The sequence below is a fragment of the Flavihumibacter stibioxidans genome, assembly GCF_014332695.1.
Lineage (GTDB): Bacteria > Bacteroidota > Bacteroidia > Chitinophagales > Chitinophagaceae > Flavihumibacter > Flavihumibacter stibioxidans.
This window is the reverse complement of sequence record NZ_MBUA01000001.1, coordinates 550,252-562,775: the sequence shown is the minus strand read 5'-3', so window position 1 is coordinate 562,775 and position 12,524 is coordinate 550,252. Positions and strand designations below refer to the sequence as shown.

The following is a 12,524-nucleotide window of genomic DNA, read 5'->3' as shown; positions in this document are numbered from 1 at the left end:
AAGCTTATTTAAAGCAAGTTAGCTTCTTTGGGGAAAACAATCCAGGGCTGGAATGTTTTTGCTTTTTCAAAGTCCATCCTTGCATAGGAAATGATGATCACAATATCTCCCACTGCGCCCTGGCGGGCGGCGGGTCCGTTCAGGCAGCAAACTCCCGAGCCACGTTTTCCTTTGATCAGGTAGGTTTCAATACGGGAACCGTTGTTGACATTCACGACCTGGATCTTTTCATGCTCAATCATATTGGCGGCATCCATCAGGTCCTCGTCGAGGGTAAGGCTTCCTACGTAATTCAGGTTGGCTTCGGTGATGACAGCCCTGTGAACTTTTGATTTCAGTACTTCAATTTCCATCGAAATAAATTGAACTTTTTTAAACGGTCGCAAGGTAGGATATTCTACCATTGTTTATTAAGGGATTAACATATTGTCGATCAGCCTTACCCCGTTCAGCCATGCTGCCGCCAGTGTAACCAGTTTCCGTTCTCCATCCCATTCTTCCAGCAGTTCCAGGTTATCTGCTGCTGCGATGGCAACATAATCTACCTTAAAACCATTTTCCTCCAATGCCTTTTCGGCTGCCAGCGCTACAGGTTCCAAGGGACCCGCTACAACGGAATGCCTGATGCGGTCCAGCACCCGGGAAATGGCAACGGCCTGCTTTCTTTCTGTTTCGTTTAAACGCATATTCCTGCTGCTCATGGCCAGACCGTCCGGTTCACGAAGGGTATCACAGGGATGGAGGCGGGTAGAAATTTGGGTGATCTCCAGTAATTTTTTCACTACCATACATTGCTGGTAATCTTTTCTGCCCATGTACAGGTTGTCCGCCGACACGACTTCCAGCAGCCGGTGCATCACCTGACAGACGCCCTGGAAATGGCCGGGACGATATTTTCCTTCCAGGATGGTTTCGAGGTATCCAAGGTCATACTGGGGTAAATGGGTAGTTCCGTTGGGGTAAATTTCTTTGACAGCAGGCAGGAAAAGGACGTCCACACCAGCGTTTTCCAGTTTTTCTATGTCTTTATCCAATGTTACCGGGTACTTTTCAAAATCTGCCGGATCATTGAACTGGGTGGGGTTTACAAAAATGCTGCACACCGTTATGGTGTTGTGTTGCAGGGATTCTGACAATAATGACAAATGACCTTCATGGAGAGCCCCCATCGTTGGTACAAATCCAACCGTTTTTTTATCGCCGGAGGTCTTGTGAAGAAAGTCCCTCAGGGAAGCAGCCTGTTTAAATAGGATCATGTGATGCGGGTTTTAGCCGGAAAAATACTACCTTTGCACACTATTTGACTTAAAAATCAGTACGTTTTCACCAATTGTAACCGATCAATGTCAACAAAGAAAAGAATTTTATTCATTGCCAACGAAATGTCGCCTTACCTGGAACTGACAGAATTCAGTGAGATTGTAAACAGGCTGGCTATCAAATCGAATGACAGTGGTTTTGAGGTTCGTTGCATCATGCCCCGATTTGGGACCATCAATGAGCGCCGTCACCGTTTGCATGAAGTAGTTCGTTTATCAGGTATCAATGTATCGGTAGACAACGATGATTTCCCTTTGCAGATCAAGGTTGCATCTTTGCCCAATGCCCGCCTCCAGGTTTATTTCCTTGACAACGAGGATCTGTTCAAACGCAAGTTTGTATTCCATGATGAGAAGGAAGAGTGGTTTGATGACAATTGCCTGCGTACGGTCTTTTTCTGTAAGGGGGCCCTGGAAACTGTAAAGAAATTCGGCTGGCCTCCTGATGTAATTCACTGCAGCGGATGGATGAGCAGCCTTGTTCCTCTGTTCCTGAAAACTGCCTACAAGAAAGAACCTGTTTTCGGACACAGCAAAGTGGTTTACACCATTGGCCAGAATACCTTCAAGGAAAGTTTAGGTCCTGATTTCATCAAGCAGGCTGCAATTCACGCCAATATTAAAGAGAAGGATCTTGATCCGTTCAAGGAAGGGGATAATACCGCTATGTTCCGTGGTGGTGCCTGTTTTGCGGATGCTGTTACTTTCGGTGCAGAAAAAGTGGAGAAGAAACTGGCAGACGAATTCGCAAAAGTGAAAGGCAAAAAAATACTGGCATACAATGCAGAATCTGATTTAACAGACTATTTACAACTGTATGCCGACCTTGCGAAGTAGTGTTTTCGGCCTCTCCAACTATTAAAGACTAATTAACCGGTTTGTTTGTGAAGAAACTTCTGTATAGCCTTTCCATTGTAATTGCTATTGTTGTTTATACCGTCTCCTGTACCAAAATCAGAACAACCGAGTTGGGTAGCGGGCTGATTCCGGCAGTTGATAACGTCAATGTGTTTGATACAACACTTGATGTGGTAACAACTTTATATTCCCTGCCCGACAGCACCCGTATTATCAGTGGATCCGACCACGCGGTTGGTATAATGGAAGACCCGTCTTTCGGAAAAACCACGGGTGAAATGTATTTCCAGTTGCTGCCGCAATTGTTCGGAACCTATCCTTTCGGATCTTCCCGCGACAGTTTGATTGGACTCGATTCGGTTGTGTTATCCCTCCGGTTTAAAAGCGTTTACGGTGATACCAATTCCATTCAGTCACTGAAAGTATATGAGATCGATCAATCGGCACCATTTCGCGATTCTTCGCTTGGTTACCCGATGAGTCATCCGTCATTTGCCGTAACCGACCTACTCGCAGAGCAGAATGTTTTGTTTTCTGCGCTCAATGACAGCCTGATGTATCTGAAATCGAATGATACTGTTCTAACTGTCAATGAACTCCGTATCAAACTTCCCAACAGTTTCGGGATGAGGCTGATGGATTATGATACTACGATTTACAAAACAGATTCAGCTTTCAATACGCATTTCAAGGGATTTGCCATGAAAGCGGATGAAGGTTCAGCCATCAGGCGGGCACTGGCTTATTTCAACCTGTCTGATGCCGGAACAAGACTGAGTTTCCATTACCGCACGACCAAATCAGCCAAGCCAGATACTACAGTTACAGAATTTATATTGCGCAACAGGGCCAATGCCAACCTCGTTAAACGTGAGCCTACCGGGTCTCCATATGGCGACAGGCTGGTCAACGGATTCAATAACCAGGAAGAATTGTACCTCCAGAGTTCCCCGGGTTCCTATGCCCTTGTACAGGTACCAGGCCTCCAGAACCTGAACAACCGGGTGATTTATAAAGCCGTTTTGCAGGCCGACAGGCTGGAAGGTATTGATGACGGTCATTTTACTGAACCTTCCCTGCTGTTCCTTGATGCTGCAGACAGTGCCAACAATCGTTTTATCACGGTTCCCAATTCCTTTGTATTCCAGTCGAACAGCGCGCCATATTATTACGATCCAGGTGCATTCGGTGGCTTCCTGTTACACAACAGGTTTGAGTTTGATCTTGCTTCCTACGTGCAGGGTATTGTAACCCGTAAAGAAAAGTCCTTTGCACTCAGAATGTATGCCCCATATTATACCAGGCCGGTGATACCTGTGGTTGGCGACGGCCAGATTGGTTTGCAAATTAACAGTACCATTGCGCGTGGCAGGGTGGTGATAAGTGGCGGAGCACATCCCACCAAAAAAATGAGGTTGTATATAGTTTATTCCAAATTATAATTGATCTAACTATATATTTGCCCCGAAATATTAATTCCTTATTAAATGCCGTATTTATTTACTTCTGAGAGCGTATCTGAAGGTCATCCGGATAAAGTGGCTGACCAGATTTCAGACGCATTGATTGATAATTTTCTTGCGTTCGACCCTCAGTCCAAAGTTGCCTGTGAAACACTTGTAACAACCGGTCAGGTGGTATTGGCAGGTGAGGTCAAATCAAAGGCTTACCTGGACGTTCAGGAAATTGCCCGTGGTGTGATCCGTAAGATTGGGTATACCAAGAGTGAGTATATGTTCGAAGCCAATTCCTGTGGTGTTTTTTCGGCTATTCATGAACAGTCTGCCGATATCAACCAGGGGGTAGACAAAAAGAAGAAAGAAGAGCAGGGGGCCGGCGACCAGGGAATGATGTTCGGTTATGCCACCAACGAAACGGAAGATTACATGCCGCTGGCATTGGATCTGGCACATAAATTACTGCAGGAACTCGCTGCTTTGAGAAGGGAAAACAAGCAGATCAAATACCTGCGTCCGGATGCAAAAAGCCAGGTAACACTCGAATATGATGACAACAATAAGCCAAAGCGCATTGATGCCATTGTAATTTCAACCCAGCACGATGATTTTGATGCGGAAGGAAAAATGCTGGCGAAGATCAAGAAGGATATCATTGAAATCCTGATCCCCCGGGTGAAATCGAAGTACAGGAAATACGCGAAACTATTTAACGACAAGATCAAGTATCATATCAACCCGACAGGTAAATTTGTTATCGGCGGACCTCATGGCGATACCGGCCTTACCGGACGCAAGATCATTGTTGACACTTATGGCGGGAAAGGTGCACATGGCGGTGGCGCTTTCAGCGGAAAAGATCCTTCCAAGGTTGACCGTTCAGCAGCATACGCTACCCGTCACATAGCCAAGAACCTGGTGGCAGCTGGCGTTTGCGATGAAGTCCTGGTGCAGGTTTCCTACGCAATCGGGGTGGCACAGCCAATGGGCATATACATCAACACTTACGGCACTTCAAAAGTAGAGAAAACTGATGGTGAAATCGCAAAAATCGTGGAAGGCATTTTTGATATGCGTCCCTATTTCATCGAACAGCGATTGAAACTTCGTTCTCCCATTTACAGCGAAACGGCTGCATATGGGCACATGGGCCGCAAAACCGAAGTAGTGGAAAAAGAATTCAGGTCGCCCGATGGTAAAGTGGTGAAGAAAAAGGTAGAACTCTTTACCTGGGAAAAACTGGATTATGTAACGAAAGTTAAAAAAGCCTTTAATATCAAATAATGGAAAGCCACCTGATGGTGGCTTTTTTGTTTGTGGTTAACCCAAAACTTCTTCATTACTTTTGCAGCATGAAGTCTTTCCGCTCTCAACCCCAGAACAGGCCTAAAAAAAGTTCCCTTGTTATTGGCCGTGCCAAAGTGATTGCCGCATTAAAGGAGGGCAAACAACTGGAACGGGTTTACCTTATGCAAACGGTACATGGACCGGAGATTGAGGAAGTAAAGAAACTGGCTGCCCTGCACCAGGTTCCCATTAACAAAGTGCCGGTGGAGAAACTGAACGGATTCAATATCACTGACCATGAAGGTTGTGTGGCGATCATTGCAAAGATCCAGTACCAGGACCTTCAAAATGTTTTGTCATTTGTTGTAGAAAGAGGTGAAACGCCTTTGTTGCTTATATTGGACGGCGTAACTGATATCCGTAATATTGGTGCCATAGCAAGAACTGCTTATTGTTGCGGTGTGCATGCTATTATCATTCCCGATAAGGGAGTGGGTGCATTGAATGAAGACGCCATCCTTACCTCCGCCGGGGCGTTGGAAAAAATCGCCATCTGCCGGGTAAACAGCCTGATGAAGGCCGTGGACACCCTGCACCTGAACGGGATAAAGGTTTTTGCCAGCGAAATGACCGCGGATAAAAATGTATATGACTGTAATTTCAGTGAACCTGCTGCCATTATAATGGGAAGCGAGGAAAAAGGAATTTTTCCAGCCCTGATGAAAATTGCAGATACCAGTTTTAGGATACCCATGTCCGGTAATTTCGAATCCCTTAATGTATCTGTAGCAACCGGCATGATATTATACGAGGCTATGCGCCAGAGGATGGCTCACTGACGGATCATTACTTTTTCCGAAAATCACACCTCTTTCAAAACGGGCCTTTCTGTAAAGTTTGATCCTTTCTATTTGTTCAGGAGCCAGGGGATACAAATCCTCTGCATTCGGTTTAAGGGCCTCTGATCCGGTACTGGCTGGTAAAGCCAACCTCTCTAAACGGGACCATCTGTAAGGTCTATTACCGCTTTAAAAGGAATCCATTTTCCGTGCCTGCAGGCTTAGATGGCTGGGTCTGAAGGCTTAATGCCGTGAGAACAATTAACAATGATAGAATTTGTTTCATGTTCTGGAGTTTAGCGTATGTATGATAGTCTTATCCGTAAGAAATTCTAAAAAATTATAATATGAACGCTGATTTATTGCCATAAAAAAATGCGAATTTGCATGCCTATTCCTGCTTATGTCAGACAATCAAACGCTTCAACTGGTAGAATGCCCGCGTGATTCCATGCAGGGTTGGCCATTCCAGATTCCAGCTTTCCAGAAGGCTGCATATATCAATGCCCTGCTGAATGTTGGTTTTCACACGATAGATTTTGGCAGTTTTGTTTCACCCAAAGCCATCCCCCAAATGGCAGATACACGGGAAGTGCTTGAAACACTTGACCTGGGCGCTTCCAGGTCAGCCCTTCTGGCCATCATTGCGAACATGAGAGGAGCAGAGGAGGCAGCTTCGTATGATGTAGTCCGTTATCTCGGATTCCCTTTCTCGGTATCCGAAACATTCCAGCAGCGTAATACAAACAGCTCTATTGAACAATCACTTTCAACAGTTGAAAATATTCAGGCAATCTGCCGGTCCCGCAATAAAGAACTGGTGGTGTATTTGTCAATGGGTTTCGGAAACCCTTATGGAGACCCCTGGTCTGAAGAGATTGTTTTCAACTGGGCAAGGAAATTATCTGAAATGGGAGTCGGTACAATCTCACTGGCTGATACAGTTGGGCTGGCAAGTCCCGACCAGGTTTTTAACATGACTTCTTTCTTGCTGAAGGAATTGCCTTCCATTCGTATAGGGGTACACCTGCATGCAGCACCAAATAACTGGAGACCAAAGCTGGATGCCGCTTTCAGGGCCGGTTGCAGGCGGTTTGATAGTGCCCTGAAAGGAATTGGAGGCTGTCCCATGGCCGGTAATGCATTAGTCGGAAATCTTGATACTGAAAATATGGTCGCCTACCTTGAAGAAGCAGGCGTAAACACTGGCCTGAATCAAACAGCCATGCAGAAATGTTCAATCCTGGCGAAGGAGATTTTCGCTCTGCCCGTTCTATGAAATGGATGACAGATATCACCATCAAAGGGCCAGATCAGCCGATTGAATATACCGACCCCCTGTTACTGGTTGGTTCCTGTTTCACCGAACATATCGGCAACCGCCTGCAGGATCTTAAGTTCAGTGTTTTGCAAAACCCGCATGGCATTCTGTTTGATCCCCTGAGCGTCTGCAACAGCCTGGTCAGTTATATCGATAAAAAGGTTTACCAGCCGGCGGACCTGTTTTTTTACAATGAACTATGGCAAAGCTGGAGTCATCATTCCAGGTTTTCCGGAATGGACCAGGAACAGGTGCTGGCAAACATCAATCAATCGCAACATAAAGCACATATCTTTCTTCAATCGGCCCGATGGCTGGTGATCACATTGGGATCATCGTTTTCCTACCGGCTGACTGAAAATGAAAAAGATGTGGCCAACTGCCACAGGGCGCCGGCACAATGGTTCCAGAAGCATATGTGTACCATAGATGAAACAGTAGCAGCACTGGACAATACCTTATACAGGCTGTTCCGCTTCAATCCCCATCTCAGGGTCATCTTTACCGTTAGTCCAGTGCGGCACCTGCGCGATGGCATTGTTGAGAACAACCGCAGCAAGGCAAGGCTGCTGGAGGCCGTTCACCACCTGGTGAATAAATTCAACAGGCTCTACTATTTTCCGGCGTATGAACTGGTAATTGACGTACTGCGTGATTATCGTTTTTATGATATCGACCTGGCCCATCCGAACTACCAGGCTACGGAGTTTGTACTGGAGAAATTCAGGCAGCATTATATCTCTGCACCGGCGCACCAATTGATGGACCAGGTGCAACAAGTGATAACCGCCCGCAGGCATAAGGCGTTTCAGCCGGGAACGAATGCCCACCGGCAATTCCTGGAAAGTTTCGCCGGGAAAACAGCAAGGCTCAGGGAGCAATACCCGTTTCTCGATCTTTCGGAAGAAGCAGATTATTTTGAATCCGGTGCACGAAGGGAGTGAATCTCCTCCAGTTTCTCCAGCAGGATTAACTGGTTGAATGCCCGGAAAAGGTTGTGATCTGGTTCTGTTGTCTTGTAGTAAATATCATTATTAAGGTAATCTGCAGTAAACCGTAAAGCCTGCATATAACATAACAGGAGCCCGGCTTCCGGCAAATGCGCCATTTCAGCTTCGGTTAATGTCTCCGACATCCGACTGCCATATTCTTCAATGATGGCAAAATAGAATTCCCTGTTAACACCGATCTTTTCCCATTCACGGCTGTTTTCATCTTCAGTACAGGCCATGGTCCGGATCATGTCTCCCAGGTCGGAAAAATATTTTCCGGGCATTACCGTGTCAAGGTCTGCCACTGCTATCGCATGATGCAAATCAGCATCAAACAGTATATTGTTGATCTTACAATCATGGTGCATCAGCCTGTCAGGGAAATCAGCAGGTCTTTGGATCATATCCAGGTAAAAATCCACATAGTGTTTTCTTTCCCTGAGGCTTGCGATAATATGAGTGGCTTTCAGCAATCTTTGAAGTTCTGCCTGCCTGGTGGCCTCTTCCAGGTGTTCATAACGGACATACAGGTTGTGGAAATCAGGAATGATGAAATTCCAGTTATCGAGGCGAATACCATCAAGACTTTTAGTGAAATCTGCGTAGGCTCCGGCAGCCTCCCTGGCCATGGCAACGGAAACCGCTTTGTCGGGTGAAAAACAATTCCTGATAAAACGGGTGGCCCGCCAAAAGCGGATGGTTTCATCTTCTTCGGGTTCCTGGATCCAGAACCATTTCCCTTCATTGGTGGGAACCATTACCGGTATCCTGATCTTTTCCTGCCTGTATTGCAGGTAATCAATCAACATCCGGTAATTGAGGATGATGTTTTCCGGATGCGCAAAACTTTGCTGGTTGAGGCTCTGCAGCACAATGTCAGGGGAACCTTCATAGCTGACCCTGAATGTGTCATGGATTAATCCGTTACCCAGGTTTACAATGGTAAAAGCGCCGCTGCCGAATTGCGCTGCAGCTTTGGCGACAAATTCCGGAATGATCAGCTCTGTTCCCATCTGTGGTGTTTTAATGTATTCGGTCACCCCTTACCGTAAGGTTGTTGATGATGCGCGCTTCCTCTTCCAGCCATTCCGCCCATCTCTTTCTCACTTTTTCCTTATCAACATAATGTTCGGCCAGTTCAATAAACAATTTATAATGGCCGGCTTCGCTTTCCATGAACCGGCGATAGAACTGGCGCAGGTATTCGTCCGGAAGTCCTTCGCTCAGCCTTTTGAAACGTTCACAGCTTCTGGCTTCGATCATAGCCATGGTTAACAGGTGGTCGAGAAGCCTTTCTTCGGGATTTCCCCCTTTTTTCTGGAATGCAATCAACTGGTTTACATATTCGTCTTTCCGCTGTTTGCCAAAACTGAGTCCGCGTTTATGTAATTCCTGCAATACCAGCCTGAAATGCCCCCATTCTTCCGTAACAATTGGCGACAGTTCTTTCACCAGCAATACCCTGTCACTGTATTTCTGGATCAGGGAAATACAGGTGGTTGCTGCTTTCTGTTCACAATAAGCATGATCGGTCAGTATGTCTTCCAGTGAAACTGCTGCCAGGTCAACCCATCTTGGATCGGTTGGTAATTGTAATCCCAGGATATTTTTTACCTCGGTGCTTTCAGTCCATTCCATATTCGTGTCTTAAAGGTCCGTTCCGGGTCATGCCGGTATGCAAAAATAGGAAACCGCGTGAAGCATTTCTCTAAAAGCTGTGCTGTGAATTGAAAGCCGGAGGGACTGTTGCAGCTGATACAAACAGGGTAGTTTGCTTCCGCTGACTGAATAATTGAATTATTTCATCAGGCTGATCATGAAGAGAAGAATGAACAACAGTCCCAGTAAGAGTTTGGGGCTGATGTTCCGCCTGGTAAAATTTGCTTTCATATTAGTATGACAACCTAATTGTCAATTAGTTTAAACCACTCACTGTTAAATAGAAATTAGTACTATTTTTAGCCAACACAATTAAGTGCTCATGAGATTTTTGTCACTGGCCGGCGCCCTGCTGGCAACCATTGGGTTGATATATTTATTTGACAGCCGGCAGGTACTTCCTGCTCCCCTGGGTCAGTTGTTAAGTCCACAGCATGGCATCTGGCAAAATGCGGAGCCTGTGAATGCTTCTTTTAATGAAGAACTCAGTTTTCCTGGACTGGCGGGCGAAGTCAATGTGTATATTGATGACCGACTGGTTCCTCATGTATTTGCTGCCAGGGAAGAAGATGCTTATTTCGTGCAGGGATTTCTTCATGCAAAATTCCGTCTCTGGCAGATGGAGTTCCAGACCCATGCCGCCGCCGGAAGGCTCAGTGAGATCCTGGGTGAAGGTCCCGATAGCAGAATCCTTCAGTATGACAGAAGTATGCGTAGACTGGGAATGGTTTACGCAGCAGAGAAATCTGTTCGGGAAATGGAAAAATCCCCGGAATCAAAAAGGCAGTATGAAGCCTATGCCAATGGGGTAAATGCCTACATTGAACAATTGCCTGTGTCGCAGCTGCCCATTGAATATAAACTACTGGGATACTATCCTGAAAAATGGTCGCCCATGAAAACGGCCCTTTTTCTGAAGTATATGAGCTATGACCTGGCAGGAGGAGAGGATGACCTTGAATTTACCAATGCACGCGACAACCTGTCCGGAATGGATTTTGAAAAACTCTTTTACTATCTGGCCGACTCCCTGAAGCCGATTGTACCCAATACGGCGGAAACGCCCTATCCAGCCGCTGCAGCCATGGACCTTACCCCGCCTGCATCGGCCGATTCACTCTATTTCAGTTTCAGGAATGACAGTATTACAATAACAAACCCCGATAAACCCAATCGGGAAAACGGGAGCAATAACTGGGCTGTTGCGGGATCAAAGACAAAAAGCGGCAGGCCGATCCTGAGCAATGACCCGCACCTCGGACTCAACCTGCCCTCTTTATGGTTTGAAATGCAGATTACCACTCCGGAATTTAGCGCTTATGGGGCAACTTTTCCTGGTTCGCCCAATGTGATCATCGGTTTCAATGAAAACATCTCTTTCGGGTTTACCAATGCAGGCCGTGATGTGAAGGATTATTATGAGGTCACTTACCAGGATGCATCCAGGTCGGCCTATCTCTATAATGGCGAGTGGACACCAACAGAAAAAAGGGTGGAAATCATCAGGGTGAAAGGTCAGCCAGCCCTTATTGATACAGTTGTTTATACAGACTGGGGACCTGTTATGTATGATGAGCATTTCAGGGTAAACGGTGAAAAAATCCGTAACCTCGCTGTGCGCTGGAAAGCCCATGATGCCAGCAACGACGGTCTGGCATTTTATGGCCTCAACCATGCAAAGAACTATGATGAATACCTGGCTGCCATCAAAAATCTGACCTGCCCCGGACAAAACTGCATATTTGCTTCGCGCAGTGGTGATATCGCCATCTGGCAGCAGGGCGAATTTCCTGCCAAGTGGCGTCGCCAGGGTGATTTCATCATGCCGGGTTCGGATAGCAGTTACCGTTGGAAAGGCATGATACCTCAATCGGAAAATCCGCATATGGTGAATCCTTCCCGGGGTTATGTCAGCAGCGCAAACCAGTTATCTGTGGATGGCAGTTATCCCTATTATACCGGTAATGTATTTCCTGTTTACAGGGGCTATATCATAAACCGGATGCTCGATTCCATGCAACAGATAATCCCTGGTGACATGATGCGCATGCAGGTTGATAACTACAATGTGAAAGCAGAATTCGCAAGGGATATTTTGCTTCGTACCAATCCTTCTGACCTTGATGAAAATGCCCGCAAATACCTCGATATGTTCCGGAACTGGGACTTACGCAGTGATGTGGGATCAGAAGGTGCCACCGTATTTGAACTTTGGTGGCAGGCACTGCAGACTGCAATATGGGAAGATGAATTCGAAAAAATCGGGCTGCCATTGCCCTGGCCCCAGGAATACGCGCTGGTGGAAAGTTTGATGAGGGATTCAGCCTATTCTTTTACAGATAATATTAAAACCCCTGAAAAGGAAACGCTTGAAAACATGCTTGCCCTGGCATTGAATACGGCTACCGATTCGCTGGATAAATTATCCGCGGAAGGAAGGCTTGCATGGGAGAAGGCAAAAGATACCAGGGTAAAGCATTTACTCAAGGTGATTGATCCCTTCAGCAGGCATCATCTTCCGATTGGCGGGGGTAAAGGAATGATCAATGCCACCAATTCAGAACATGGTCCCAGCTGGAGGATGGTGGTGCATATGACTGACGGAATTGAAGCTTACGGCATTTATCCCGGCGGACAAAGCGGCAACCCGGGAAGTAAATACTATGATAACTTTATGGACGACTGGGCCGCAGGAAAGTACAACAGGTTGTGGCTGATGAAAGAGGAGGAACGCAAGGATTCGCGCATTAAGTGGACCATGCAGTTCCGCTCATCCTGATCACCATAACTTT

At 46.3% G+C, this 12,524-nt stretch carries 11 protein-coding genes; 7 read left to right on the top strand and 4 right to left on the bottom strand.

The genetic code is table 11. From position 1 onward, the window contains the following. Positions 1-8: 8 nt before the first annotated feature. A complete protein-coding gene (panD, locus tag BC349_RS02370; RefSeq protein ID WP_187255144.1) occupies positions 9-353 on the bottom strand; it encodes an aspartate 1-decarboxylase in 345 nt (114 codons plus the stop codon). Between the two features lie 57 nt (positions 354-410). Beyond that, positions 411-1,256, bottom strand: a complete 846-nt coding sequence (panC, locus tag BC349_RS02365) for a pantoate--beta-alanine ligase (RefSeq protein ID WP_187255143.1) — start codon at positions 1,254-1,256, stop codon at positions 411-413. 87 nt (positions 1,257-1,343) lie between these two features. On the opposite strand from panC, the gene BC349_RS02360 reads away from it, so the two are divergent. The 6 genes from BC349_RS02360 (at position 1,344) to BC349_RS02335 (ending at position 8,025) form a co-directional block, all read left to right on the top strand. Continuing rightward, on the top strand, positions 1,344-2,156 hold the full coding sequence (locus BC349_RS02360) for a glycogen/starch synthase (RefSeq protein WP_187255142.1): 813 nt from the start codon (positions 1,344-1,346) through the stop codon (positions 2,154-2,156). Between the two features lie 47 nt (positions 2,157-2,203). After that, the gene (locus BC349_RS02355) at positions 2,204-3,619 is read left to right on the top strand and encodes a DUF4270 family protein (protein ID WP_187255141.1); all 1,416 of its coding nucleotides are present in this window, start codon (positions 2,204-2,206) and stop codon (positions 3,617-3,619) included. Positions 3,620-3,664: 45 nt separating this feature from the next. Beyond that, the gene (gene metK / locus BC349_RS02350; RefSeq protein WP_187255140.1) at positions 3,665-4,918 is read left to right on the top strand and encodes a methionine adenosyltransferase; all 1,254 of its coding nucleotides are present in this window, start codon (positions 3,665-3,667) and stop codon (positions 4,916-4,918) included. Beyond that, positions 4,918-5,760 (top strand): 23S rRNA (guanosine(2251)-2'-O)-methyltransferase RlmB, encoded by an 843-nt coding sequence (gene rlmB, locus BC349_RS02345; protein WP_246456747.1) that lies wholly within the window; start codon positions 4,918-4,920, stop codon positions 5,758-5,760. The genes metK and rlmB overlap by 1 nt, the downstream gene beginning before the upstream one ends. 403 nt (positions 5,761-6,163) lie before the next feature. Then, positions 6,164-7,039 (top strand): hydroxymethylglutaryl-CoA lyase, encoded by an 876-nt coding sequence (locus BC349_RS02340; protein ID WP_187255139.1) that lies wholly within the window; start codon positions 6,164-6,166, stop codon positions 7,037-7,039. Then, positions 6,994-8,025: a GSCFA domain-containing protein gene (locus BC349_RS02335; RefSeq protein WP_246456745.1), complete on the top strand. Its 1,032-nt coding sequence runs from the start codon at positions 6,994-6,996 to the stop codon at positions 8,023-8,025. The genes BC349_RS02340 and BC349_RS02335 overlap by 46 nt, the downstream gene beginning before the upstream one ends. Here the strand turns inward: BC349_RS02335 and BC349_RS02330 are convergent. Next, on the bottom strand, positions 7,995-9,086 hold the full coding sequence (locus tag BC349_RS02330; protein ID WP_187255138.1) for a phosphotransferase enzyme family protein: 1,092 nt from the start codon (positions 9,084-9,086) through the stop codon (positions 7,995-7,997). The two genes, BC349_RS02335 and BC349_RS02330, sit on opposite strands and share 31 nt — an antisense overlap. A 10-nt stretch (positions 9,087-9,096) precedes the next feature. Beyond that, positions 9,097-9,711, bottom strand: coding sequence for a MiaE family protein (locus BC349_RS02325; RefSeq protein WP_187255137.1), 615 nt, complete (start codon positions 9,709-9,711; stop codon positions 9,097-9,099). A gap of 343 nt (positions 9,712-10,054) precedes the next feature. Between BC349_RS02325 and BC349_RS02320 the strand changes: the two genes are divergently transcribed. Continuing rightward, the gene (locus BC349_RS02320; protein WP_187255136.1) at positions 10,055-12,511 is read left to right on the top strand and encodes a penicillin acylase family protein; all 2,457 of its coding nucleotides are present in this window, start codon (positions 10,055-10,057) and stop codon (positions 12,509-12,511) included. Positions 12,512-12,524: the final 13 nt, after the last annotated feature.

Coding starts and splice junctions, on each gene's coding strand:
- BC349_RS02340 (WP_187255139.1), top strand. CDS start 6,164: ATGTCAGACAATCAAACGCTTCAACTGGTAGAATGCCCGCGTGATTCC.
- rlmB (WP_246456747.1), top strand. CDS start 4,918: ATGGAAAGCCACCTGATGGTGGCTTTTTTGTTTGTGGTTAACCCAAAA.
- panD (WP_187255144.1), bottom strand. CDS start 353: ATGGAAATTGAAGTACTGAAATCAAAAGTTCACAGGGCTGTCATCACC.
- BC349_RS02335 (WP_246456745.1), top strand. CDS start 6,994: ATGTTCAATCCTGGCGAAGGAGATTTTCGCTCTGCCCGTTCTATGAAA.
- BC349_RS02325 (WP_187255137.1), bottom strand. CDS start 9,711: ATGGAATGGACTGAAAGCACCGAGGTAAAAAATATCCTGGGATTACAA.
- panC (WP_187255143.1), bottom strand. CDS start 1,256: ATGATCCTATTTAAACAGGCTGCTTCCCTGAGGGACTTTCTTCACAAG.
- BC349_RS02360 (WP_187255142.1), top strand. CDS start 1,344: ATGTCAACAAAGAAAAGAATTTTATTCATTGCCAACGAAATGTCGCCT.
- metK (WP_187255140.1), top strand. CDS start 3,665: ATGCCGTATTTATTTACTTCTGAGAGCGTATCTGAAGGTCATCCGGAT.
- BC349_RS02330 (WP_187255138.1), bottom strand. CDS start 9,086: ATGGGAACAGAGCTGATCATTCCGGAATTTGTCGCCAAAGCTGCAGCG.
- BC349_RS02320 (WP_187255136.1), top strand. CDS start 10,055: ATGAGATTTTTGTCACTGGCCGGCGCCCTGCTGGCAACCATTGGGTTG.